General features: G+C 51.8%; 21 protein-coding genes and 1 pseudogene. 9 read left to right on the top strand and 13 right to left on the bottom strand.

Annotated elements, in window-relative coordinates:
• Positions 1 to 32: 32 nt before the first annotated feature.
• The 4 genes and pseudogenes from H8S23_RS04220 to H8S23_RS04235 all read right to left on the bottom strand — a co-directional run bounded on the left by H8S23_RS04220 (position 33) and on the right by H8S23_RS04235 (position 3850).
• Positions 33 to 1814, bottom strand: a complete 1782-nt coding sequence (locus H8S23_RS04220) for a DNA/RNA helicase domain-containing protein (RefSeq protein WP_186887038.1) — start codon at positions 1812 to 1814, stop codon at positions 33 to 35.
• A 159-nt stretch (positions 1815 to 1973) separates the two neighbouring features.
• Positions 1974 to 2171 (bottom strand): helix-turn-helix domain-containing protein, encoded by a 198-nt coding sequence (locus tag H8S23_RS04225; protein ID WP_186887039.1) that lies wholly within the window; start codon positions 2169 to 2171, stop codon positions 1974 to 1976.
• A gap of 447 nt (positions 2172 to 2618) precedes the next feature.
• Positions 2619 to 2954, bottom strand: a pseudogene (locus H8S23_RS04230) (recombinase); the annotation flags it as partial.
• A gap of 53 nt (positions 2955 to 3007) precedes the next feature.
• Positions 3008 to 3850, bottom strand: coding sequence for a DUF6017 domain-containing protein (locus H8S23_RS04235; RefSeq protein ID WP_186887040.1), 843 nt, complete (start codon positions 3848 to 3850; stop codon positions 3008 to 3010).
• Between the two features lie 394 nt (positions 3851 to 4244).
• Here H8S23_RS04235 and H8S23_RS04240 point away from each other — a divergent pair, with 394 nt between their 5' ends.
• A complete protein-coding gene (locus tag H8S23_RS04240) occupies positions 4245 to 5630 on the top strand; it encodes an AAA family ATPase (protein ID WP_186887041.1) in 1386 nt (461 codons plus the stop codon).
• Between the two features lie 4 nt (positions 5631 to 5634).
• Positions 5635 to 6582 carry a DUF4435 domain-containing protein gene (locus tag H8S23_RS04245; RefSeq protein ID WP_186887042.1) on the top strand — a complete coding sequence of 316 codons (948 nt, stop codon included), beginning with the start codon at positions 5635 to 5637 and terminating at the stop codon, positions 6580 to 6582.
• Between the two features lie 84 nt (positions 6583 to 6666).
• Here H8S23_RS04245 and H8S23_RS04250 read toward each other — a convergent pair whose 3' ends face one another.
• The 4 genes from H8S23_RS04250 to H8S23_RS04265 all read right to left on the bottom strand — a co-directional run bounded on the left by H8S23_RS04250 (position 6667) and on the right by H8S23_RS04265 (position 10364).
• A complete protein-coding gene (locus H8S23_RS04250) occupies positions 6667 to 6885 on the bottom strand; it encodes a helix-turn-helix domain-containing protein (protein WP_186887043.1) in 219 nt (72 codons plus the stop codon).
• A gap of 470 nt (positions 6886 to 7355) precedes the next feature.
• Positions 7356 to 8552 (bottom strand): ABC transporter permease subunit, encoded by a 1197-nt coding sequence (locus tag H8S23_RS04255; protein ID WP_186887044.1) that lies wholly within the window; start codon positions 8550 to 8552, stop codon positions 7356 to 7358.
• The gene (locus H8S23_RS04260; protein ID WP_186887045.1) at positions 8536 to 9453 is read right to left on the bottom strand and encodes an ABC transporter ATP-binding protein; all 918 of its coding nucleotides are present in this window, start codon (positions 9451 to 9453) and stop codon (positions 8536 to 8538) included. The genes H8S23_RS04255 and H8S23_RS04260 overlap by 17 nt, the downstream gene beginning before the upstream one ends.
• Positions 9453 to 10364, bottom strand: coding sequence for an ABC transporter ATP-binding protein (locus H8S23_RS04265; protein WP_186887046.1), 912 nt, complete (start codon positions 10362 to 10364; stop codon positions 9453 to 9455). The genes H8S23_RS04260 and H8S23_RS04265 overlap by 1 nt, the downstream gene beginning before the upstream one ends.
• A gap of 163 nt (positions 10365 to 10527) precedes the next feature.
• On the opposite strand from H8S23_RS04265, the gene H8S23_RS04270 reads away from it, so the two are divergent.
• Positions 10528 to 11115, top strand: a complete 588-nt coding sequence (locus H8S23_RS04270) for a TetR/AcrR family transcriptional regulator (RefSeq protein WP_186887047.1) — start codon at positions 10528 to 10530, stop codon at positions 11113 to 11115.
• 638 nt (positions 11116 to 11753) lie between these two features.
• Positions 11754 to 12029, top strand: coding sequence for a hypothetical protein (locus tag H8S23_RS04275; protein ID WP_186887048.1), 276 nt, complete (start codon positions 11754 to 11756; stop codon positions 12027 to 12029).
• Positions 12030 to 12429: 400 nt separating this feature from the next.
• Here H8S23_RS04275 and H8S23_RS04280 read toward each other — a convergent pair whose 3' ends face one another.
• From H8S23_RS04280 to H8S23_RS04295, 4 genes are all read right to left on the bottom strand, one after another.
• Entirely contained in the window at positions 12430 to 13287 is an 858-nt protein-coding gene (locus H8S23_RS04280; protein ID WP_186887049.1) for an MBL fold metallo-hydrolase, read from the bottom strand.
• A 92-nt stretch (positions 13288 to 13379) separates the two neighbouring features.
• Positions 13380 to 13760: a hypothetical protein gene (locus H8S23_RS04285; RefSeq protein ID WP_186887050.1), complete on the bottom strand. Its 381-nt coding sequence runs from the start codon at positions 13758 to 13760 to the stop codon at positions 13380 to 13382.
• A gap of 59 nt (positions 13761 to 13819) precedes the next feature.
• Positions 13820 to 14833: an MBL fold metallo-hydrolase gene (locus H8S23_RS04290; RefSeq protein WP_243165831.1), complete on the bottom strand. Its 1014-nt coding sequence runs from the start codon at positions 14831 to 14833 to the stop codon at positions 13820 to 13822.
• A 55-nt stretch (positions 14834 to 14888) separates the two neighbouring features.
• Positions 14889 to 15896 carry an MBL fold metallo-hydrolase gene (locus H8S23_RS04295; protein ID WP_186887051.1) on the bottom strand — a complete coding sequence of 336 codons (1008 nt, stop codon included), beginning with the start codon at positions 15894 to 15896 and terminating at the stop codon, positions 14889 to 14891.
• 171 nt (positions 15897 to 16067) lie between these two features.
• On the opposite strand from H8S23_RS04295, the gene H8S23_RS04300 reads away from it, so the two are divergent.
• Positions 16068 to 17015, top strand: coding sequence for a LysR family transcriptional regulator (locus tag H8S23_RS04300; RefSeq protein ID WP_186887052.1), 948 nt, complete (start codon positions 16068 to 16070; stop codon positions 17013 to 17015).
• Here H8S23_RS04300 and H8S23_RS04305 read toward each other — a convergent pair.
• On the bottom strand, positions 17010 to 18683 hold the full coding sequence (locus tag H8S23_RS04305; protein ID WP_186887053.1) for a glycoside hydrolase family 5 protein: 1674 nt from the start codon (positions 18681 to 18683) through the stop codon (positions 17010 to 17012). The two genes, H8S23_RS04300 and H8S23_RS04305, sit on opposite strands and share 6 nt — an antisense overlap.
• A gap of 233 nt (positions 18684 to 18916) precedes the next feature.
• On the opposite strand from H8S23_RS04305, the gene H8S23_RS04310 reads away from it, so the two are divergent.
• The 4 genes from H8S23_RS04310 to H8S23_RS04325 all read left to right on the top strand — a co-directional run bounded on the left by H8S23_RS04310 (position 18917) and on the right by H8S23_RS04325 (position 23539).
• Positions 18917 to 19339, top strand: a complete 423-nt coding sequence (locus H8S23_RS04310; RefSeq protein WP_186887054.1) for a hypothetical protein — start codon at positions 18917 to 18919, stop codon at positions 19337 to 19339.
• 443 nt (positions 19340 to 19782) lie between these two features.
• Positions 19783 to 21435 (top strand): ABC transporter substrate-binding protein, encoded by a 1653-nt coding sequence (locus H8S23_RS04315; RefSeq protein ID WP_186887055.1) that lies wholly within the window; start codon positions 19783 to 19785, stop codon positions 21433 to 21435.
• A 216-nt stretch (positions 21436 to 21651) separates the two neighbouring features.
• Positions 21652 to 22632, top strand: coding sequence for an ABC transporter permease (locus H8S23_RS04320; RefSeq protein ID WP_186887056.1), 981 nt, complete (start codon positions 21652 to 21654; stop codon positions 22630 to 22632).
• The gene (locus H8S23_RS04325) at positions 22625 to 23539 is read left to right on the top strand and encodes an ABC transporter permease (RefSeq protein WP_341479887.1); all 915 of its coding nucleotides are present in this window, start codon (positions 22625 to 22627) and stop codon (positions 23537 to 23539) included. Before H8S23_RS04320 ends, H8S23_RS04325 begins: the two co-directional genes overlap by 8 nt.
• Positions 23540 to 23551 lie beyond the last annotated feature (12 nt).

Below are 23551 nucleotides of genomic sequence, written 5' to 3' on the forward strand. Positions count from 1 at the left end.
CGCGCAGTTTCTGCTCCTTCATTTATATTGCTTTAGAAATCCAGAACCTTTCGGACATGATCCCGTGTCACTGGATCCCGGAACCAAATGTGGACGCTACTCTTGGCTCGGGTAAGCAGTACCCGATAGGTATTCAGCACCAGTTCCACGCTCTCCTGCTTACTGGCCTGACTGCTTTGGATTGCGGCCATGAATGTTGTATCACAGTTGCTGCTCAGATCGATGTGCCAATCGTGGAGGCCATCATCCCAGCGCAGATCATCCCACCAGATCACACCGGTATCGTCAAATTCCAGGCCCTGTGCCGTGTAGATACAGCCTATCTGGTCCAGATATTCCTCTTTTTCTCCTACATACCATCTGTACTGTTCTTCTTTCGGCTGTGGGTTCCATGGCTTCTCAAAATCACCCGACGGCTGCGCGATCTTGATGTCCTTGTTCCTCGTATCGTAGGTCCATTCCCAGCAAAAGGGCGCATACCATTTTACATGGCAGCCCGCTGACAATAGGCTGTGGAGGTATCTGTCCAGATCGTTCAGATCATCCCAGCAGCGCAGTTCCAGTGCAGACTGTCGCTTCAAAGGCTGCTTCTGGCGGTCATAAAAGAGCCTATCCAAATCAGAGACGTAGCTGCCCAGATATCCCGCCCGCTTTTGTGATACCAGGGAGTAGACGGAGCAGGAAATGCCGTGCGCCTGGGCAAACCGTCGGAAACCATCCACCGTTCCCTCTTCCGTTATACGGATTCGCTGCCGGTCATCCTGCAGTACCACCACCATATTGGCCTTTTGAAACAGGCTGGTCATGGTGGATTCCAGCTGTTGGATCCGATGCGCTTCATCTACGACTACCAGATCCCGCCCAAACGGAACTGCATCCAAATAGACAGGTGATACGCCAGAGGCTCCCGCAATGACCAGAGAGAGTGTACGGCTTCTGGGCAATGCAAAGATACATCCGCCCCGACTCTGCCATGAAGGGCCAAATTTCTGACAATAAGCATAAATGGCGTGCAATCCCACCACTGTTTTCCCAGTACCCGGCGGGCCCGAGATGATCATCAGATGCTTGCCGAACTGCGGACTATGGAGTTGATCGATCATGCTACAGATCTTGCGGTTGACCTCGATCTGGTCATCCAGCATTGTAGCGTTTTCTTTTCTTGCCAATACATTCCCTAAATCCTGAAAGCCAATTTGGCCCAAAACATAGGTACCAGTAAGAAACTGCTCCACCACCTCTGGTTTCGGCTCGGAAGAGAACAAGTTTCTCAAGTCTGCAGCTAACAGCTCCTCTTCACCTTTTGTATAAGTCTCATGCCGCAGTGGCTCATATGCATGATAACTGCCCTGGAAGAGCTGCTCCTTATCCTTAAAATTATGAAGGAATTGACGGCATCGCACATCCATCTTCCCATCAGCCACATTACTGTGGTTCATCCGCAGATGCTTGGCGTAAGTCAGCGTCTGTTGGACAGGATGGAGCCTTTCCTCAAAGCGGTTTTCAGCTCGGGACAGACAGATGGAGACACTGCTCTCCCGCCCGGCCACATTTTCTTCAATGGCGCTCCACTGCTTGAGCTCTATAACCAGTACCAGCGGCTTTCCTGTTGTTTTCCCTTCCCCCAGAAGCACAGCGTCGATCCGGCTGCCAATAGGGGTCTGATATTCCAAAACCAATGTCAACGCATCCAGTCCTGCCTGATGCAGAACCTTGACCAAAATCGGAATTGAGTTCTCCCAGGATCTATATTCTGATTCAGAAGGGTTTCCCTGGGATTCTCGCAGATGGTCGGCAATTTCCTTCCCGCTCATAGAATAAAGCGCTCCTATGGTAGCAATATAACATCCATCTGTTCTGTCCATAACACCGCTCCCTCTGGCAGGATTATTGTCTTTCATTATATCATGAATGTTTTGTTGATGCACCCCGCATTCTTTTATGATACTCACAGTTCTATTTTTTAGGGTCATTTATAAGTCGAATTGATCCAGCCACTCGTCAAAGGATTTTCTGGAGATCGGGATGGCCGTGCCAATGCGTACGCTCTTGAAGCACCCTTTCTTGACCAGGGTATAGGCAGATGACCGCCCGATATGGAGGATCGTTGCGATCTCTTCCACCGTATAGGCGCGGGTCTGGAGCTGCAATTCTTTCTCTTTTTGTTCCATGATTTTTCCTCCTAAATATGTCGCCAGCTTGGCCATTTCCATGCTGCTTTGTCGGGCAGCAAATCACCTTTCATGCTAATTTCTTGCTAATACGACTTTTGAAAAGCGAGTAAAAGCAGGGGGTTAGATAGACAATTTGCGATTAGGTACACTCGCCGTACAGCATGATATGAAACGAGAAGAAACTGTAGAGGAAGTAGAGAAGAACACAGAATCGGAACGTCAAACTCCTAAGCGGAATGTAGTGAGTTCGAGTCTCGCCGGGGGGGTGCCAAAAATGACCACTGTAAGCCGTTTTTTGATGGTTTATAGCGGTTTTTGTTTTCGGCAAAAACCGTATAGCAAATGGAGGATTTCTATGCACCGTTGTTGTATGCTTGCTAATTGGATTTGAACGGTTTACACACTCTTGCTAAGAAAAATCGCGCCCCTGCCAATTTGATTTTTCGGACTCATTTGCCGCCGGGTGTTGCCACTGTCGCTGCGGTCGATAACCATAATGTTCTTGTTCCAGGCGTATTGGGGATTTTTCGGGCGGCTGGGCATGGTGAGCTTTTCCGTCTGGGTCAAAGGGATGTTCCAGTCGGGGACCGGATCAACATAGGGGCCAATATCGGCCGCTGTGCCCCATCGGGCGCTGCCGTACTCGATGCCCCGGCGATATTTGCGGGCGTTCTTGCCTTTGGCATACACCGCCAGCCGGACGATGACCGCCCCGGCGATACCTGCCAGCAGGTCCAGCGGATATAGGCTTGGCGGCCCAGAAGAAAACGCCCCTGTAAAGCTGCGAGGGCCCCCTATTTGCCGTACAGGTCGTGGTTCACCAGGGACGCATATTAGCTGTCGATGGTGGCCGGGGCGTTATACAGGGCAGCCAGCAGATATTTCTTGATGTTGCGGATATAAGCGGTGTTCTCCCGCATACGGTCCAACACATACTCGATGTGGGAACTGTTCAGCTTCAGGAACTGGGATTTGACCACCTCCGTCGGATAGTCGTCCTCGGCAATGCAAAGCGCCTCTCTGCGGGAGCAGACGGTATCCACCATGAGCTCCACCAGCTCGTCCAGGCGGTCACGATCCACGCGCTCGTTTTGTACGAGGATGCCATACTCGATGTTCTCCCAAATCAGTTCCCGATAGCTCTCTCGCTCCCCCATCCAGTCCTGTCCAGTCCTACTGACCCCTACGGGGCGTTGGGGGCTTGGTTGGACAGGATCTGCTCCTTCCGTACTTGGCGAATGAGTATTTTGCTCTTCAGGATTTCTTTTCTCTTTATTTAATTGCAGCCGGTTTTCCAGACATGGGTTATCCATATCCGGGTTTTCCCTATCTGGACAAGCCGTATCCGGCCCGTCCTCACACGGCTGGCCCGTGTCCGGGGGATGAGGTGTCTCGTAGATGACATACTCCACATCCACGGTCTTGCCCTTGTTGTCCCGAAGCTGGTTGCAGACTACGTACCCGGCCCGCTCCAGCTCTTTCAGGGCGGAACCAATGCTGTCCGTGCCCTCCTTGCAGATTTTAGCCAAGCCCCTGGTGGTGTAGTTCCAATCCTCCAGCAAGGACAGCATCATGGAGAGCAGTCCTTTGGATTTCAGTGACAGCCCCGCATTTCGCAGATAGTGGTTGGACATCATCGTGTAGTCGCGGGTTTTCTTAATGCGAAATACCGCCATAATCTCACCTCCTTTCGGCGGTCTGAAAAAGTGTTTGTTTTGGGGAAAAAGGCGGCCTCTACGCCGCCCGTATACCCCGGAGGGGAAAACCTATGAGTAGCGGCCTTTCGACTGATTGTGGAAGAATAAGCATGGGATTTTCGACTCCTTTTGGCACAACTTTAAGTGATATTTGCATTTCTAATTACAAATAAAAAGATGTCTAAAATGTAAAAACACCATAGGGATGTGACCTATGGTGTAAAATTGATATTATCTTAACATTCATTGCCCAAAATCTTCAACAATGGTATAATTTTCTTTAATGAGAGGCTGTATTTTCAACCTCTTTTATGCGGTATGAGAAATATTAAACTACATATACTGGCCAAGTCAACATATGGGAGGGATTAATGTGACCTGCAATATCTTAAGTTTTGAAATAAAAGGCCTTTATGGTGTGCGTGATTTTCTGATTGAACTTAGTGGCAATAAAGTTATTCTTGTGGGTGAAAATGGTTCTGGAAAAACCACTGTCTCCCGTATCATTTATGCCACTCTATCTTGTAACTGGGATATGTTAAGATCATATCCATTCGAAAAGGTTGTCATTAACTTTAGTGATGAATCGGTTGAAATAACATCAGGCATTTTAAACGATATATTTGCTACTCCAGATATAGACCGTATAGAATATTTGGTTGATCGAAGATGGCGTAGGAAAAGTCTAAATGACTTTATTTCTACTGTCCTAGAAGTAAAGAAACAATATGAAATTTCCTCCAAGAGCGATAAAACAATCTACAACAAACAAATTAAGGCCTCGATACCGTATGAATATATTTCCGATGTCATTAACAGTTCAAATATAAATACTTTATACCAAATCACGCAAAAAATTCAAAGCAAATTTCAATCTAAAATCTTGTATCTTCCCACTTATAGAAGAATTGAAGACCAGTTAAAAACCATTTTTCCGGATGTTGATAGTGATGTGTGGGAAAAAGCTAGGAAACGCATTAATTCCGAAAAGGTTGTAGAATTAGTCGAATTTGGAATGGATGATGTTGAGCGGTTGGTTACCCGAGAACAAGACAGTTTAAAATCATTTTCCCAAACTCAACAGAACAAACTTACGCTTGGATATTTGAGCGAAATTGTTTCAAAAAGCTACGATAAAAGCTCTAGTTATACTAAAATCCGCGAGTTGAGTGATGATGAAATTTTGGAAGTTCTCAGTAGAATTGATTCTACCATTTTGCCTGATGAGATAAAAGAAAAAGTAGTTGGTATTTTGAATTCAGTGAGGACTGAGCATAAGCACTCTTATTCAGCACAGGTCAAAATAGTATGTCACTATTTCATGCAGCTAATGGCTTTTAATCAAGATATTACTGCAGCTGAGCAGCATATTCGAAATTTTCAAGAGAAATGCAATAACTATTTAATTAGCAACCAGATTATTTATAATAGCCAAGACTTTACCTGCCAACTGTTAAACAGAGTTGATGACCAGTTTGATGCAGAAAATTCTATTCGTTTTCAAAACTTGTCGTCTGGTGAAAAGCAAATCGTATCGCTATTCAGCCATTTATATTTGGATAAAGATCGTAGCTTGTTTGTTTTTATTGATGAACCTGAACTGTCTCTTTCTGTAGATTGGCAAAGAACATTTTTGCCTGATATTGTAAATAGCCCTAACTGTATAGGCTTGATTGCCACTACTCATTCTCCATTTATTTTTGATAATGAATTGGAGAATATTGTTCATGGTATTAACGAATTCTGTACACGAGGGTAGCACTATGATTACAAAAGAAAGCCTACAAAAAGCAAAAGAATCCGTAAATGAGGCTGTGCTTAAAATAAAGCAATCATATTCCGCATCCCCCACATCGAAAAGAGTGTTTTTTGTAGTTGAGGGAAAAGACGATATTCCATATTATGCGACAAAAGCAGATGATTACATTCCAGAAGGTTGGAAATTGACAATTGTACCTGCTCAAAATCGAAAAAAAGCAGTTGAGGCTTACAGACACTTGGATTGGGCCTGTTACAAAAAAAGTAGGATACTATTTTTTATAGATCGAGATCTTTCTGATTATACCGAAGAAGATACACCGACAGATTTCAACATTTATGTAACCGAAAAGTACGCGATTGAAAATGAATTGTGTACAGAGCAGACATATATAAAAGCCCTTCGTTATTATTGCGGTTTAAATGACATTGATGATAATGACGAAGAAACCCTTTTGACTTTCTTTCGGCAGTGCTGGGATGATTTTTCTAAAATGGCTGAACCCATAATGGCACAGATTTTGTATTGGAAAACAAATTCCATTAAAAGTAACTATGCTAATTTTAAAATGCAAAATATTTTTGAGATCGTTGGAAATCAACTTCAGCCTCGGTATGGGGATGTAGATTCACTACTCCGTGAATTATTTAGAGAAAGCCAAGTGCCCTATGTACAAGTCGACATTGCTCTTTACATAGACCTTCTCAACTCTAAACATACTCCTGATGAGTATATTCGAGGTAAATACATTTTGACATTTTTTTCGAAGATACTGAATTATTCTATACGAAATTCCGAAACCATTATCCCATCTAGAAAAACAGCAAAGGATTCTTTAGGATTAGGATATGAAAATGTAATTGTCAAACTGTGTGGTATTATGCGTCCCCCAGTTTCATTGTCGGCATTTTTTTATCAAATGCAAGATAATTTAAGAGCAGATATTGCTTAGTACATTTCTCATGCCCGGTTATCCAAGACTTCATTTGATTAAACAAGAGTGCCATAGGCTCAAAGCCTATGGCGCTCCTACCTGTTATTCCATTTCGTCGTCCAGCCCTTCTGCCTTCAGCCAATCTTCAAAGGACTTCCTGGAGATGCGGATCATGTTGCCGATGCGGATCGTCTTGAATGCTCCGGAGGTGGCTAGTTTATAGGCCGAAGCGCGGCCGATAGCGAGGATGGCTGCGATGCCACCCACGGTGTACGTTCTGTTCTGGGACGTCTCTTTTTCGTTGGTCGTGCTGGTGTTCATAAAATCAACTCCCTGTGCTAACATGATTTTGAAATGGCCCCTGGAAGCTCTCTGCCACAAGGGATTCCTGCTAATTACGACATTTGAAAAGCCGTTGTAAGGCAGCATATTTCAGGGGAATTTGTGCAAATTGACCTGCCTCCAGGCAGCACAATTTTCGAAGTGGTATGCCGTACTCCTAAGCGGTAGGCCAGCGGTCCGAATCCGCTCGGGAACACCATAAAAAAGCCGCAAACCCGCACAAATACCGGGTTTGCGGCTTTTTTCATCCGGCCTTTTGGCGCTTTGTTCCTCCGAAAGCCCGCGCTGCCTGCACCGTCTATCCAAAAAAGGACCGCCTAAATGGTCCCCGGACGGCCTTTTACCCCGGTCAGATGAAAAAAGAGGGCCGGCTATCCATACAAAAAGGCTGAGCCCCATTTTTGCATGAGGCCCAGCCTGCGTTTTTTAATATTGATCGACAACTTTCCCTACAGCGGCAGATCTTTTTTGGAAAATCTTACCGCCCCCACGGCGTAGCAGACGATGGCAACAGCCGCTAAAACCAGCAATTTCCAAACAAATGCCGTGTCCACGCTGCCCGTACCCACGGTCGCCAGCGCGTCCACATCATACAGGCCGACCAAGGTCAGTTTGTTGAAGATGCTCAGTTCTTCAACGCCCATGCCGGTGTTGACCATGTTTTCAGAACCGAACAGGCCGATCATGGAGGCAAGGAAGAACCAGACCGCAAGGCCGCCGCCGAACGCCATGGATTTTTTGCTCTGTGAAAACAGGCAGCTTCCCATATAGCACAGGCCGCATACGGCTTCTACCAGGATGTACATCCCGCCAAACAGGGCAAGCATTCCCGTCACATTTACTTCATCATAGAACAAAAACGAGGTACCTATTCGGGTGGCACACACAACGGCGATCATCAAAAACGGCACCACCAGCATAAACACCATCTGCGTTATGGCGACGGCGGAACGCCGGGTCGGCGTGGACAGCACATACGCCATGGAGCCATGATCCACCTGGTCCGCGATCAATGAATTTGCCAAAATGACGATGAGGATAAATATCGGCAGCAGTCCCATTGCCGTATAATACATCTGATTCATCATGGACGCCGGGTCCATTTCGCTCATTCTCTCAACCATTTCCGATGAGACGCCCATCATATCCAGCGTGATGGTAAGCATTCCTGAAACCGTCAGCTCCTCTTGATCGAACACGCCCTGAGATCGATTCAGCGCATATATGTATTCAAACTGCGTCACATATTTATCAAGGCTGATCCCGGACTGTGCCAGCCCCTCGATCGCGGACTGAAACCCCTCGGTGCTGAGGTCCATGCCGGCCTGCATATTCAGCAGCTCAAACGCAGCCTCATAAGCGGCTTCATTGTTTCCGTCCGCAAAATCCTGATAGGACAGCTCCTGCTGCGTCATTGCGTCGTAAGCCGCAAGCGCCCCCAGATACGTATAAAAGCTTTCCTGGTATTCCGTGACGTCAACGTCGGTCCTTTCTGTCGCCATCATACTCATAGCATAGTTCATCACATTTCCCAGAAGGACCATGATCAGCAAGATGGCAAGACACAGCGCCCAGTTGGACTTGATGGTCTGCCCCATCAACGGCTTTGAAAAAAAGCGCGCCGTTTTTTTATCCGTTATTTCCATTTTGAGTAAGCTCCTCCTTATATGCGCTCATAAACTGCTGCTGCAAAGAGCGGTGATTCTCCTGCAAATCGACGATCTGATAGTCTTTGAGCAGATGGAACAGCGCATCCAGCTGCTCGATCTTGCACACAATGGCACAGCTGGCCGCGTCCTTGCTTTCGGCGCGGAACGCAGCGGTTTCGAGAAAGCGCTGTTTTTCCGGCTCCCGCTCAAATTTTACGACAAAATTTTTAACGGACGGATGGCGCAGATCGTACAAAGACGCGGTGTCAATGATATGCCCATCCCGGATCATGGCAACTCTGTCGCATACCGCCTCGATCTCCTCAAATATGTGGCTGGACATAAACACGGTGTGCCCTTTTTGCTTTTCTTCCCGGATCAGCTGCAAAAAGGCTTCGCGCATCAGGGGGTCAAGCCCTGTGGTCGGTTCGTCCAGCACCAGGACCTCTTTTTCACCCATTAACGCGGCCACGATCGCCGTTTTTTGTTTCATCCCTTTGGACATTCTCTTTAAATTTGCGGTCGGATCCAGCTGTAAAAGCTCAATGACATGGTTCATATACCCAAAGTCCGTCACACCGAGATATTTTGCCTGCGTTTTCAGAAACTCGGTGCCTGTTTTGAGCGCGGGAAAGGCAATTTCACCCGGCACATAGCTGACGTTTTTCATGATATCGGCGGACTGTGTCCAGGAATCCAGCCCATTTACCGCACAGACACCGCTGTTGGGTCTGATAAACCCCATCATGCTGCGGATGGTCGTTGTCTTCCCGGAACCGTTCGTTCCCACAAACCCGAAAACCTCGCCTTTGTGAACTTCAAGATCAATATCAAAAACGCCGCGTTTTTTGCCGTAATCCTTTGTCAAACCGCTCGTTTTTATAATGATATCCCTCATCACTTTACCCCCTCAAACACCTTATCCTCATGGTAAAACTGCATGAAGTAATCTTCCAGAGAAAAAGGGAATTCCGTGAAATCCTTGATATGAAACTGGGAAATGTCCGCCAGAAAGGCGGAGATCTCGCTGCGCTTCAGCTGGATCCTGGCGCGGAGCTTATACTCGTTCACAGAAGTAAAGTGATAGGGGTGGGTGATAAACTCCCTCCACTGATCTTTATCGTCGAAAGAAACCCGGTAAATTTTATCGCGCTCTCTTTTTAACGCTTCCGGGTCAAACTCCGAGACGATCTTTCCATCCCGGATGATCGCGATCCTGTCGCAGGAAGCATCTACTTCATGAAAAATGTGGGAGGACAAAAAAATCGTTTTTCCCCTTTTTTTCTCCATAAGGATATAATCGATGAAAATTTCCTGCATGAGGGGGTCAAGCCCGGAGGTGGGTTCGTCCAGGATCAGGATCTTCGGGTCGTGCATAAAAGCCGTGACCACCGCCAGCTTGCGCTTTGTGCCCAGACTCATCTGCTTTAATCCGATATTGGGATCAAGCTCAAACCGCTTGAGCAGTTTTTCCAGGTAGGCGGAGTCGGTCACCCCTCTCATTTTCTTTTGCATTTCCAAAAACTGTGTACCGGTCATCCCGGTGGGCAGGGCAATTTCGCCGGGCAGATAACCGACACTGCGCTGAAGCTCCGCCGAGCATTTCCAGCTATCCCTGCCGTCAATGACCGTACTTCCGCTTTGCGGCTTTGAAAACCCCATCAGATGCCGGATAGTCGTGCTTTTCCCCGCTCCGTTTGGGCCAAGAAACCCAAAACATTCTCCTTCCCTCACAAAAGCAGACACATCGAACACGCCCCTGCCGTGTCCGTAGTCCTTTGTCAAGTGATCGACTTCAATAACCGACATAGGTAACTCTCCGATCTTCGCCTTGATTTATTGAACAACATGTTGTATGATGCTTATTATAAGCAGTGCGGTGTGATTCATCAAGCAACAAATATCAAGCGCAATGTCGCCTGATGGAGAAAAACGGTCTGCGCCAAGCGGAAAAGGGAAAGGAGCGGGCACCATGCAAAAACAGCCGGAAGTTACCGCCGCTACCAGAAAAAAGATAATAGACGCTTTCTGGACCCTCTATAAAGAGAAACCGATCGATAAAATATCCATTGCCGAGATCTCGAGGATAACGGGAAACAATCGAGGAACTTTTTATCACTATTTTAAAGACGTCTACGCGGTTTTAGACCGAATTGAAGACGATTTGATGAATCAGGTGACCGCAGAAGTAAAGGAAATTTTGAGCGATCATCTTTTTGAAGAAGCCGCAAGGGACATCAACGCACTGTACTCGATCACCATACCGATTTTTAAAAAGCATGGAGAAAAAATTTTTACGCTGCTTGGCAAAAACGGAGATCCCAAATTCACGAGCAGGTTCAGAGAGAGCAGCCGGGCGCTGCTGATCCAGTTTTGGAATTTATCCGATCAAACGGAGCACTTGGATTATCTGATAGAATACACCTATTCCGTCATGATCGGACTGATGGCTAAATGGTATGAGAATGGAAACGATCTGACGGACGATGAGTTCTTCAAGATGGCGCAGGGTCTAGCCGCGAACGGGGTCCTGGGCTATCTAAAAAAGCAGGCAGGATGAGCCGTTGAACCTGCCCCGGGCGGCCGCCGTATTGCTCCAAGCGGCGGCTGATGAACGCGCCGGCTTTTTCACAAGAACGCCCCGGCATCCTGGCGATGCCGGGGCGTTCTTTATTTTCTCCTCTTTCCCGATTCCCAACAGCAGACACAATTATATCCGGGAAAAGGGCTCCATCTGGTCGTGGTCTCTTTTCAGCAGAGTGGTCCTTCTGCGGCGCTTAAAACTTTCGGTGATCTCCGCCCACACACAGCACGGGGGTTAAAATCGTGGGACCACAAAAAATGCGCTTTGGGGACGGCGACGGGACAGAGCCCTACGGGGCATTTTTGTTTTTCACTTCATGCCGATCGGGGCGTTGGGCAGATCCTGTTGTGTACGTCCGGCCACAGCCAGTATCAGGCGTCGGGTGAACCGGTGCGGCAACGGCCTTCCGACAACGCGGTCGTCATCCCACCAGATGTGAAGCACTCGCGCAGCGCGGCAAAAGACAGTCGGTTTGCCGTCGGATGAGCCGCCCCATCTTTGTGTTTCTGCCCCTCATCGTCGCATGAGGCTGGCCAGACGGTTGCACACCCTCCACGCTGATAGAGGGCTTGCCCGGACGAGCCTGCACCTAGGACCACACTGGGGAGGTGCCGATGGGGATAGCAGAAAATCGATTCGGCCTGACAAGACCCCAAAAAGGAAAAGCCGCCGCGTTTTTCTTATCGGGCTGCCGATCGTCATCTGCAGAACGGCAGCGTTTTGTGACCGCGCCCGGCTGTCGTATCTGCTTTTTCAAAGCGAATTCATCTTTATGGATTTCAGCAAGCCGAAGCCTGTGTTTTATCGCGGTCACCTCACCCTCATCGCCCACTGCCTTGCCAAAGCACTCAACAAGCGAAGCGCAACCGGAAGGGGAAAAAATCGAATAAAAAGGCTCGCGCGATATTACGAGCACCGAGTCTGCCAGGCAGCCTGATTTAAGAAACATGGTGAACTGGGAGGCTCTCAACATATTCGAAAGACTCGCGCCAATCAGACTGTATGATATCAGCCCCATCTCCACCGTCGGAGTCGATTTTATGGATACGGCATTTATATGGAAACCAGGGATTTTTACGGCGTTTGCAGTTGTCCCCCCATTGCCGGGCAAATACATCCCCCCAAAAAATCCGTTGTCCTGATCAGTCCCGCAAAAGAAAAAAGTAGTTTTATGACAAAAGAGGACCGCCGAAACCAGCGGTCCTCTTTTGTGCTTATCTGCTCCAAAAACGGTTTTCAGGTGCCGTGCTTTCCGCGTATCTGAAAACCGTTTCCCCCTTTTTGGGGGCGCTATTCATCCCTTAGAAAAATGCAATTGGTGGAATATACCAGCGCCGAGCCTTTCCATTCGCTTCTGCGGGAAAAGGGATCGGACAGCAACTCTTTGACGCGCTCCGGGCCGCGCGGGTCGTCCGGTCCCAGATAGGTGGCCGAGCCGATCTTTTTGCTTCCCTCCTGTCCGGACATGATCCGCTCACAATTTTCAATATACGCATCCAGCACGCTGCCGTCCGCGGGCGAACCGTTGTGCTCCGGACAGATCATATCCACCTCACCGGCCATCTGCTTTACCTTGAGCAGGTTGTCCCGGTAGCGTTCCACCGAGTGACGGACGCCGTGGATAGTGCCCTGAATCAGCACTTGGCCGCACTCTAATTCATCCCCCGTGAACAACAGCTTATACTTTTCATCATAATAAAACAGGCTACCCTCGCTGTGACATCCGGCGGCAATGGCCCGTACCCGGCGGCCACCCAGGTCAAAGACATGTCCGTCCCCGATCGGGACGGCCTGATAGTCGTAATCGTACCGCACCTCAGTGGTATAACGGTCCGGATCCACCCGTTTCCTCCCCAACTCTTCCACAGCGCTGGCTGATGCATAGATCGGATATTTTTTGAACTGCCCGTTGCAGGCGGTGTGATCCCCGTGGGCATGTGTGTTGGCCACGATCAACGGCAGGCCGGTGATCGTGCGCACATAATCATGGATGCTGTGCACATGCTCGCCCGGGTCGATGACCAAAGCGGTGCAGCCGCCGATGAGCAGATAAGTCACGGCACTGACGGGGTGCCCTGCGATGATCCAAGTGTCGGGTCGGATCAGGCGGCTGACAAATTCTTTTTCATGGATAAGGTCGACTGCCATAACGACGCTCCTTTCTATTGCCTGCCCTGCGCAGGTCAAAGCTTCAACAGAAGCTTTTTCTTCTTTACCGTTCGGTGATGAGATAGAGGAAGCTAATCAGCGCAGGCTCCAACATGCAAAAGTCTGCGCTCCCCAAAATAACTCTGCGCGCCCTGGACAAACACGCAAAAAAGCAGCAAGTAAACCGAGATACATCCGACGTCGCCCAAAATGTCTAGTAGAAAGCAGAGACCCTCCGCACCTGCGCCAGTGACGATGGATTTGAAGCGGTCGGCGGTGGCCATCGCAAAGATGGCCGTAAAATCTGCCGTCCCTCCGGCCGCCGCCACTCCGCAGCCCCCATTGCCCACACATTTACCGACCGCGATCCTATCCACGGCAGAATACAGCTGTTGTTTCTGGTTCGCCGGCATCATCGGCACTGCAAACAGGATCGACAGTTTAAAGATGGCGTCTTTCATCTTTGCTGTCAAACACATCTCATCCCAAAACAGATCACGGCGCGGCGCTCCGCTGCGGTGTCTGCCGGAACCTATTCCTCCGGCGGGTAAACGCCGTTTGCCGAGTAGGCGATGGTGCCAAAGCCTTTGACAAACTTGTGCATTCGCACTTTCTTTTCGCCCCCTTGGCCGCCAGCATGCTCCACACTGTAGTCATAGCACTCAGGGTCGGCAATGATCTCGTTCAGTGTTTCCAGGATGTTCAGCAGAAGGTTGTTCTCCAGATTGACCACAAAATGGCCGGGGAAGATATAGTCAAACTCATCCAGGCGCCGGCAGAGCTTTGCCAGCTGATCCCGATAGGTGGTCAGGTTGCAGTACTGATTATTCACACCCCCGGGCCGCGGGCCACCGCCGCAGCCGATCACGTCGCTGCACACGTCGTCGCCGGCAAACAAGCATCGTCCCTTTTTGTCCAGAAACATCGCGTGCCCGGCCGCATGACCCCCGGTCCAGACCAGCTCCACCTCATAGCCGCCCCCCAGATCCCAAGTGGTGCCGTTGGGCACGCCCACCAGCTCATAGTCGCGATATTCGGGCAGATCCTTGCGGTCAAAGTCCAGCCAGATGTTGGCTCCATTTTCATCGAACAGATAATCCCATGCGCCCGGCTTGCACTTATTGCGGATATTCTGCTCCTCGATATCACAGCAGTACACCCGGTCAAAGCGCACGTTGCCAAGCACATGGTCCGGGCCGGTATGGGTGTTGACTACGATCAGCGGCAGCCCCCCTGTGATCTCATCCACCAAACCTTTCAGGTCTCCCAGACCGTAGGCAGTATCCACCAGCATCGCTTTTTCTGGGCCCTTGATCAGATACATCCACACGTCTCCCGCGCCGTCGCAGTTCTGGTTGAACAGACCATACAGATGATCTCTAAACTGGTAGACTTCCACATAGGGATTCACATCGTAGACCCGCATGGAGCTGTTCTTCTCACGCAGCTGTTTCATATAGGCCCAGCTGATCTGGTTTTGGGGCGATCCCCATTTGAGCCTTTTTGCCTTTGAAGCGCCCGCTATGGGCCACATTTGTCCTGTCATTTCTTTACTTCCCTTTCCGCGCGGTCGCGCCGTGCCGTTGTGAGCGGTTACCCGCTCATTTTCCCTCCGGCTTATAGCCGTAGCCGATGACGCTGAAGCCCTTGACGAATTTGAAAAAGCGCTCATTCTTGACCGTGCGATCCTTGCCCCAGCTCTCGATCTTGTAATCGCAGTTTGCCGGATCGGCCAGGATATCATCCAGTGCCTCAAGGATGTTGGGCATCAGATTGTTTTCCAGATTGAGCATGAAGTGCTGTGGAAAAATGTAGTCATACTCGTCCATACGATCCACCAGCAACTTGACCCGGTCGCGGTAAAAGGACAGCTGGGTACACTCCTGGTACGGGCCATTGCCCCGGGTAATATTGACCGAGCCGCAGCCGGACACATCACTGCAGATGTTGTCGCCGGTGAACAGGATGCGGTCATGCTTGTCCAGATAAGCCGCGTGGCCCGCCGCATGGCCGCCGGTGAAGATCAGCTCCACCTCATAGCCGCCGCCCAGATCCCAAGTGGTACCATCCGGCACGCCGAGGATCTCGTACTTTTGGAACACCGGCAGATCCTTGCGGTCGAAGTCCAGCCAGATGTTGTTGCCAAAAGCGTCGAACAGGTAATCCCACATGTGCTCATGCTGAGTCTCCAGATACGGCACCAGGTACTCGTGGCAATATACTCTGCCAAAACGGCAGTTGCCGTAGGCGTGATCAAAGTGGTCATGCGTGTTGACCACGATCACTTCCTTGCCACCTGTGATCTCATCCACCAACCCTTTCAGGTCGCCCAGGCCGTAGCCGGTGTCGATAAGCATGGCCTTCTCCGGCCCTACGATAAGATGCATCCAGACATCCCCCATGCCGTCGCAGTTGGGGTGGAACAGGCTGTACAGATTGTCCCGGAACTGGTAGACCTCGATATAGGGATTCACGCCATAGACCCTGCGGGTCTTGTCGTGTTCCCTCAGCTCTTTCATATAAGCCCAGCTGATCTGGTTCTGCGGCGCGTCCCACTTGATCCGTCTCGCCTTGCTCAAGCCTTCGATGGGCCACATCTGACCTCTCATTTTCATTACCTCCGTTTATGATGATTTTTATCGAAAACAAAAAGTAAACCTGTACCGGCTGTCGCCCCATTCCGGAGCAGGGCGCAGCCGCAGAAAATTGCATTTCTCCCACCCCCATGCTAAACTGAATGCAGAAAGTACGCGCCGGTACCGGAAAGGAAGGAGAAAGGTATGGATCTCGTTGCGTTTCAATATTTTCTCTCAGTCTGCGACTGCCTGAGTTTTTCTGAGGCCGCAGAGCAAAATCATATATCCCAGTCTTCGCTGTCCAAGACGATCCTGCGCATGGAGCGGGAGTTGAACGTCAAATTATTTGACCGCAATCACCACCCTATCTCGCTCACCGCGGCGGGCCTTTGCCTGCAGGAACATCTCAAACGGCTGCGGCCCCTGTACGGCCAGACCATGCGGGAGCTGGACCGTTACCGCGTACATCGCAATATCCGCTGCTACCTTGTGCCGCGCCTCTACGCGCTGAAAAATGCGGCACTTGCCTTTCTGTCTGCCAACCGCGACATCGAACTGACGCTGGAGACGGGGTCTGACTTCACTACCGCCGTGCGGGAAATGATGGAGGGAGACTACGATATGGCGGTCATGCACCAGCCCTTCGACCTGCCTGAGGGGGTACGCATGTCGATGCTTTACGATGACAAGCTGTATGCCGTGCTGCCCCAAAGTCATCCACTGGTGGACCGCGAGACGGTCTCACTGGCAGAACTGGACGGCTACACTTTTGTGGAGACCAACTTTTCGGCCACCCTCGTGCAGGGCCTGGCGGCAAAGTTTGACTTTCACCCCGGCATGATCGACGTGCACCGCAGCATCACCGGCAGCCGCGAAGAGGTCATGCTGCGCATTGCGCGCAGTCAGAATATCGGTATCTTCTGCAGCCGCGACATCACCCTGTACAATATCCAGCCGCTGAAGCTGGTCACCCGGCCGCTGAAAGAGATATCCTCCCTGCCCATTGTACTGCTGGAACGGGAGGGCCGCACTGACACCGAATGGCACCAGCGCTTTTGCACTTTCTTGAAAAAAGAGCAGGAGAACTATGCTGCGCCCCTTTCGACACATGTTCTCCCGGAAAGGGATACGGCGACCGCTCCAGCTCTATAAGAACTCGACGCTCTCCAGCTGGATGCGTCCTTCCACCGCCTCCACACGCACTCGGTGCTCCTCTGCGGGCGGCAACGTAAAGGCTTCTACTGGCACAAATTCGGTGCTGCGCTCAAGCGGGATCAATTTTTCCATGTCGCCGCAGCTGATGTGCAGAATACTGCGCTCCCGCGCACGCACCATCACCCGTACCCCGCAGGGCTCCCGCACGTTCAGCAGCGAGTAGGATGCGTATCCCCCCATATCCAGCTCCAGCAGCAGGTCGTCCAATGGATTCCAGCGAAAATGCATGGGCCGGGAAAAGGGCATATCCCGCCGCGGCGGCGGCGTGCCGTCTCTCAGCAACAGCCGAGTGCCGTCCTCTGTGCGAAAATCGTAGGGGTTGCCGTACTCCCAGCCGCTGGAAAAAGTGCCTGTGTGGGGCTCATAAGCCGCGGCTGGTACCCGGCGCCCGGGCCGCCGCAGCACGATGCTGTGCTGCTCGGGCGACAGTGTGCAGTTTTCAAACTTCATGTTTTCCAGCATTTCGTTGAAAATGGCCTGGCACTCGGTGTAGCCGGGCCGCGGGCCGGCGCCGTTGAAAAAATCGAGCAGCTGGTCCCACCCTTTGGGCAAAGCGTACTGTACCGGATCCCGGCGCAGCTTCCCGTCCGGAGTCATGGAGGTCTTCCAACTCCAGAGATTGAACCCCATCCCCAAACTGTCTGCCGCCTCCAACAGAGCAGATATCTCCTGGGCGTTGCCGCCGCCCTCCCCCAACCAAACCGGCACATTTAGCCGCAGACTGGGTTCCAGATAACGGAACAGGGAACGCCGCTCCGGCGAAAGGCCATAAAAGTGGACGTGGATACACCAATTGTTGCATTTCGGATCATAGTTGTGGTCGAAGATCTCCATATTGGTGGCAGCCGCCGCCCCCTCGATGGTGAGCATGTGGTTTTTGTCGATGGCCCTCAGCCGCGGGACCAGCCGGTCGTAATAGGCCGCCAATTGTGGAATGAGATGAAACCACTCGCAGGGGGCTACCGGCTCGTTGAGCAGGTCGTAGCCGCCCACGATCCAGCGGTCTTTATAGCGGCGGGCGATCTCCTCCCACAGCCGGATCGACCGCTCCATGCTCTCTTCCTCCAGAAAAAAGAGCGGCATGGATTTTAGCCCGTCGTCGCACTTGATGCCGGACTGACCGCCAGGCGCTGTGTGCAGATCCAGAATGGCGTACAGACGGTACCGTTCGCACCAGTCCAGTACGTCGTCCAGCATGGCGAAGCTGTCCTCGTTCCAGGTAAAGCCCGGCTCCTCAGGTAAGAAAGCCCGCGCGTTCAGCGGCAGCCGAACAGAATTATAGCCGTACCCGGCCATGGCGCGGATATCTGCCTCTCCCAAATGGCTGCGATACCAGCGGGGCCAAAACTTTTTGGCATACTCGCTGCCACACAACAGCCGCACGCTGTCCTCCATGCTGCGGGCCCGATCGAAGCGGGCGGGCGGCTGTGCCGGATCGTCCATCGCCCAGGGGCGGCGCACATCTCCGCACAAAAAGCCCTCAGGGTTGGTCCAGTTGCCGGCCGCCCAGCCCCGCAGGCGAATCTCCTCTCCACGGCCGTTGCGCATGCTGCGTCCGTCTGTATGTAAAAAGCCTTCTACGCGCTCATTAGAATAAATGCTCATTCTTCACTTCCTTTCCGTCTCTCCCCATTCTTTGTACATATTCACTACTATTTAGTATAATTGATGGCATTTTTTATTCAATTCTCTTTTTGCCGTTCCTTCTATTCCTTTTTAGAATATTCTTTCTTCTCTTTGCCGTCTCTCTTGACACGAGAAAGTCCCCATCTTATAATGCCTATCATATCAGACAGCGGCTTTTCTTTCCCCTTTGGACAGCTGCAAAAGGAGGAACCATGCAAAACAGACTGGCAGAGCAGCGCGGACTGCAAAAGATCCGGAGCTGCTTTCGAAATTATCTTATCGGCGGCCTTTTACTGGTGCTGCTGTACGCAGCCTGGCACAGCGGCTTCACGCCGGGCAGTCTGGCCGGGGCGGCCTGGATCTGGGGCGACGGCTTCGTGATGTCCGGCATTCTCCTCTATCTGGCGGTAGGGGCCTCAGTCCTGGGACGGCACAGTTATTTTGATTGGGTCTTTTACGGCATCTATCTTTCCAGGTTTCTGTTTACCCACAGCAGAGATGAGGAATACACCAATTTTTTTGACTTTAAAAAATTACGTCGCCGCGGCGACGCACCGTTCTGGCCCGGCGTTCTGGTAGCTACCATCTGGTTTTTGACTGGCCTGATCCTCAGTATGTTGTACTATCTGCTCTAAAAAGCCTGCCCCTACTGCAGGCCCTCTTTCTGGCCCGGGCTGTTGCCCGGGCCTTTTTGTCGTCTTTATCCTTATGCAAATTTTACAAAAAAAGAAGTTTTTTTAACCAGCGCCACCAAAGGTTCTGAGCACTTCTTCTAACTATCAACATTGAATGCTGTGCAACATCACTATTCCTTTTGAGATTATTCCATAATGGAATTATGTCTCCCCAAAAAACTGAATTGAAAGAGACAGACGCAGCCGCTATAATGAAACCGCACAGAAAACTCCACCAGATCGCTCTCAAAAATAGAGACTTTTCACAATGAGCCCTTTGCTTCCTCATGCGGTGACAGCAACAGGGCTGGGCACACCGTAAGTAGGGTCCGTCCGCGCCTGTGGCAGAGTGCGGCGGCCTATTTATAAAACCGGCAAGAAAAGGAAGGAGAAATATCATGTCAATGAAACATTCTTCACGCTGGCTCAAAATCGCAGGATTGGCTCTCACAGCCAGTATTGCAATGAGCCTGCTCACCGGCTGCGGCGGCAGCGACGCGGGCGACAGCGGCGCTGCGGGCGGCGCGGCGGGCAGCGCGGCCAAAAACCTCACCTTTGTCATGAGCGGCGATGTGGGAGACCTTTCCCCGTTCGGCGGTGATAGCGGCGGACGCCATCACACCTATCGCATGATGTACGACTGCCTGTGCGCCAGCAAAGGGCTGGGTCAGAGCGTAGCCGATCTCCAGGGCCAGATGGCTAAAACAGTCACCGTGGTGGACGATACCACTGTGGACGTGGAGCTCTACGATTACATCCATGACAATCAGGGCAACGCCATCAAGGCCAGCGACGTGGTCTTCAGCTATGAGGCGGCCATCGCCAGCGGCACCATGGAAAAGCTGAACGGTTATCTGGACAGCATCGAGGCTACCGGCGACACCACCGTGCGCATCAAGCTCACCGCCCCTTCCAAGGGCGCGATGGAGTGGTGCCTGTGCACCGTGCCGGTCATCAGCCAGAGCTGGTTTGAGGCGGCGTCTGATGCGGACAAGACCTCAAAGCCCGCCACCACCGGCGCTTACGAGCTGGTGGAGACCGTGGCCAGCAGCCATACCACTTTAAAGAAAAATGCCGACTATTGGCAGACAGACGAGTCGCTGCGCACTTTCTACGGCGCCCAGCCCTTTGAGACCATCACGCTGAACGTGGTCACCGAATCCGCTATGCGGGTCATTGCCCTGCAGAACCTCGAGGCCGATATCTCCCAAAACGTGCCGGCCAACGAGATCTCCTCTTTCCTCAACGAAGACGGCACCAGCGTTGAGGGCTGGAACGTCTTCGCCGATGAGAATGGGCGTTTCAATGTATTTATGTTCAACAATGACAACAGCGTGTTCGCGGATAACAAGGCCCTGCGTCAGGCCGTGCTGTACGGCATTGATTTTGAGGCCGTGCGCCAGGGCTACGGCAACACCCCCACCAACGGCTCGGTCTGCCACGACTTCAGCCCCGATGTGGCCAGCGACTTTAATCCTGAGTGGAAAAACGAGGATTATTACGATTATAACATCGACAAGGCCAAAGAGCTGATGGCCGAAGCCGGATATCCCGACGGCGGCTTCACCATCCGTCTGATGTATCAGAACAGCACCACTGCCACCGCCGGCATGACCGTCGTACAGGATTATCTGTCCAAGCTGGGCATCACTGTGGAATTGAACCCTGCCGATCAGGCCCTGTTCAACTCTTACAAATACGACGACACCAAATGGGATATCATCGTCGACTCCAAGGCAACCTCCGACTACGTCACCAGCGTCTGGCAGAATGTGTTCGATACCAACGCCTTTGAAAACGGCAGCGCCTGCTTCACCCACGATGACAAGCTGCAGGAGCTGTTGGAGACCGCCAGCAATACCACTACCAGCAGTCCTGAGGCGCTGGATGCGTTCCACGATTATCTGAAAGATCAGGCCTATGCCATCGGCATGTTCTGGAATTACACCTACTATGTAGCGCAGGACGGCGTTACCGAGATGTATCCCGACGGATTCGGTAATCTGACCGCCAACACGGTGGGGCTGGCAGACGGCTTCGCTTCTGTCGCGGAGTGACCCCTGCGCTGGAGCGGCTTTTAAAGAAAGGTCCCTCTGGATCTGAATGAATGTGCAAGCGAGTGCACATGCGCTGCCATGGGTCACCCCGCCGCGCATGTGCACTTCTCTTGTGAACGGCATCACGATGAAAACACCCGCGGCGGGAGACTGGCCTGCAACCCCAGGCGCATGCCGTCTCTCCGCGCGCCGGTGTAACTCAGAGAGGAAACAAAAATGAGTAAATATGTCCTCAAGCGCGTGCTGCTGATGATTCCCATCCTCATCGGCGTCGCGATCATGATCTTTACCCTTATGTTTTTCGTCCCGGGCGATCCCGCCGAGATCATTCTGGGTAACGCCGCCACCGAGGCACAGGTCATCGCGGTCCGCGAGCAGCTGGGCCTCAACCAGCCCTATATCGTGCGTCTTGGCTCTTTTTTGAAAGAGTTGTTCTTCCATGGTAGTTTTGGCAACTCCTATATCTACGGCACTGATGTGGGGACCGAGCTGATGTCCCGCTTTCCCAAGACGCTGGCTCTTGCTGCGTTCAGCATCCTGTTGTCCACGGTCATCGGCATCCCCTTGGGCATCCGCGCCGCCACCCACGCCAACCGGGCGGAAGATCGCGTCTCGATGTTCATCTCGATGGTCGGCGTCTCAATGCCCAATTTTTGGCTGGCTTTGATGCTGGTGCTTCTCTTTTCTCTGAAGCTGGGCTGGCTGCCCTCCAGCGGCGCCAAGGGCTGGCAATATTATATCCTGCCGGTGCTGGCAAACGCTCTGGGCGGCATTGCGGGCATCGCCCGTCTGACCCGGTCCAGTATGCTGGAGGTCATCCGCGCCGACTATGTCACTACTGCCCGGGCCAAAGGGGTACCGGAGCACAGCGTCATCTATAAACACGCGCTGCCCAACGCCCTTATCCCCATCATCACCATCTGTGGCGGCCGCTTCGGCGGGCAGCTGGGAGGCACCATGGTCATCGAGACTGTTTTTTCCATCCCGGGCATCGGTGCCTATCTGATCAACAGTATCAACAACCGCGACTATAATGCGGTACAGGGCAGCGTGCTGTACATTGCTTTCACTTTTGGGGTGGTCATGCTGCTGGTCGACCTGATCTATGCCTATGTGGACCCGCGCATCAAGGCCCAGTACGAGGGACAGAGCAAAAAACGGGTAAAAAAAGTGAAAGGGGTGGGCGCAGGTGCCTGATACCGCAGTCAAAATGAGCAAAGGCGCAAAGCGCGGCGGGCAACGCCCGCCGAAAAAGCTGGCGCGCACCGGCTCGGCCCTGTATGTTTGGCAAAGGATCTGTCAAAATCCGCTGGCGCTGGCCGGAGTTATCGCCATCTGTGTGATGATTATACTCTCGATTCTTTCCCCGTTCTTTCTCAAATACGACTACTCTACCATCGACATGACGAGTGCTTGCGCCACCCCCAGCGCCGAACATCTGTTTGGCTGTGACGAGTTGGGGCGTGACATTCTGGCCCGCATCCTTTACGGTGCCCGTTATACTCTGAGCGTAGGCTTTTTGTCGGTGGCGATCTCCGCTACCCTAGGCATCGCACTGGGCGCGGCCGCGGGCTATTTCGGCGGCATCGTGGACCAGATCGTTATGCGTTTTCTGGATATCATGGCGGCTTTTCCCCAACTGTTGCTGGCCATCGCCATCTCGGCGGTGCTGGGCACCGGCTTTGACAAATGCATTTATGCACTGGGCATCTCGGGCATTCCGCACTTCGCCCGCATGATGCGTGCCAACATTCTCACCATCCGCGGACAGGAGTTTGTCGAAGCTGCGACCTCCATCAACTGCTCCAAGCTGCGCATCATCCTGCGGCACGTTATCCCCAACGCCATCGCGCCGCTTATCGTCGAGGTCTCGATGTCCATCGCTGGCGCCGGACTGGCAGCTTCGTCGCTGAGCTTTATCGGCCTGGGCGTACAGCCCCCCGCGCCCGAGTGGGGCGCCATGTTGGCTTCGGCCCGCAACTACATCCGCCTGTACCCCCACATGATCATGTTTCCCGGCCTCTTCATTATGATCAGCGTGCTGAGCTTCAACCTGATCGGCGATGCCATCCGTGACGCGCTCGACCCGAAGCTGAAAGACTGAGAAAGGCAGGAA

This window comes from Anaerofilum hominis (assembly GCF_014287275.1).
Classification (GTDB): domain Bacteria; phylum Bacillota; class Clostridia; order Oscillospirales; family Ruminococcaceae; genus Pygmaiobacter; species Pygmaiobacter hominis.

Bases quoted from the DNA above. Each gene is read 5' to 3' on its own strand.
- H8S23_RS04310 (WP_186887054.1), top strand. From the start codon at position 18,917: ATGCAAAACAGACTGGCAGAGCAGCGCGGACTGCAAAAGATCCGGAGC.
- H8S23_RS04275 (WP_186887048.1), top strand. From the start codon at position 11,754: ATGGGGATAGCAGAAAATCGATTCGGCCTGACAAGACCCCAAAAAGGA.
- H8S23_RS04305 (WP_186887053.1), bottom strand. From the start codon at position 18,683: ATGAGCATTTATTCTAATGAGCGCGTAGAAGGCTTTTTACATACAGAC.
- H8S23_RS04265 (WP_186887046.1), bottom strand. From the start codon at position 10,364: ATGTCGGTTATTGAAGTCGATCACTTGACAAAGGACTACGGACACGGC.
- H8S23_RS04295 (WP_186887051.1), bottom strand. From the start codon at position 15,896: ATGAGAGGTCAGATGTGGCCCATCGAAGGCTTGAGCAAGGCGAGACGG.
- H8S23_RS04235 (WP_186887040.1), bottom strand. From the start codon at position 3,850: ATGGCGGTATTTCGCATTAAGAAAACCCGCGACTACACGATGATGTCC.
- H8S23_RS04300 (WP_186887052.1), top strand. From the start codon at position 16,068: ATGGATCTCGTTGCGTTTCAATATTTTCTCTCAGTCTGCGACTGCCTG.
- H8S23_RS04245 (WP_186887042.1), top strand. From the start codon at position 5,635: ATGATTACAAAAGAAAGCCTACAAAAAGCAAAAGAATCCGTAAATGAG.
- H8S23_RS04320 (WP_186887056.1), top strand. From the start codon at position 21,652: ATGAGTAAATATGTCCTCAAGCGCGTGCTGCTGATGATTCCCATCCTC.
- H8S23_RS04290 (WP_243165831.1), bottom strand. From the start codon at position 14,833: ATGACAGGACAAATGTGGCCCATAGCGGGCGCTTCAAAGGCAAAAAGG.
- H8S23_RS04260 (WP_186887045.1), bottom strand. From the start codon at position 9,453: ATGAGGGATATCATTATAAAAACGAGCGGTTTGACAAAGGATTACGGC.
- H8S23_RS04220 (WP_186887038.1), bottom strand. From the start codon at position 1,814: ATGAGCGGGAAGGAAATTGCCGACCATCTGCGAGAATCCCAGGGAAAC.
- H8S23_RS04255 (WP_186887044.1), bottom strand. From the start codon at position 8,552: ATGGAAATAACGGATAAAAAAACGGCGCGCTTTTTTTCAAAGCCGTTG.
- H8S23_RS04315 (WP_186887055.1), top strand. From the start codon at position 19,783: ATGAAACATTCTTCACGCTGGCTCAAAATCGCAGGATTGGCTCTCACA.
- H8S23_RS04270 (WP_186887047.1), top strand. From the start codon at position 10,528: ATGCAAAAACAGCCGGAAGTTACCGCCGCTACCAGAAAAAAGATAATA.
- H8S23_RS04250 (WP_186887043.1), bottom strand. From the start codon at position 6,885: ATGAACACCAGCACGACCAACGAAAAAGAGACGTCCCAGAACAGAACG.
- H8S23_RS04225 (WP_186887039.1), bottom strand. From the start codon at position 2,171: ATGGAACAAAAAGAGAAAGAATTGCAGCTCCAGACCCGCGCCTATACG.
- H8S23_RS04280 (WP_186887049.1), bottom strand. From the start codon at position 13,287: ATGGCAGTCGACCTTATCCATGAAAAAGAATTTGTCAGCCGCCTGATC.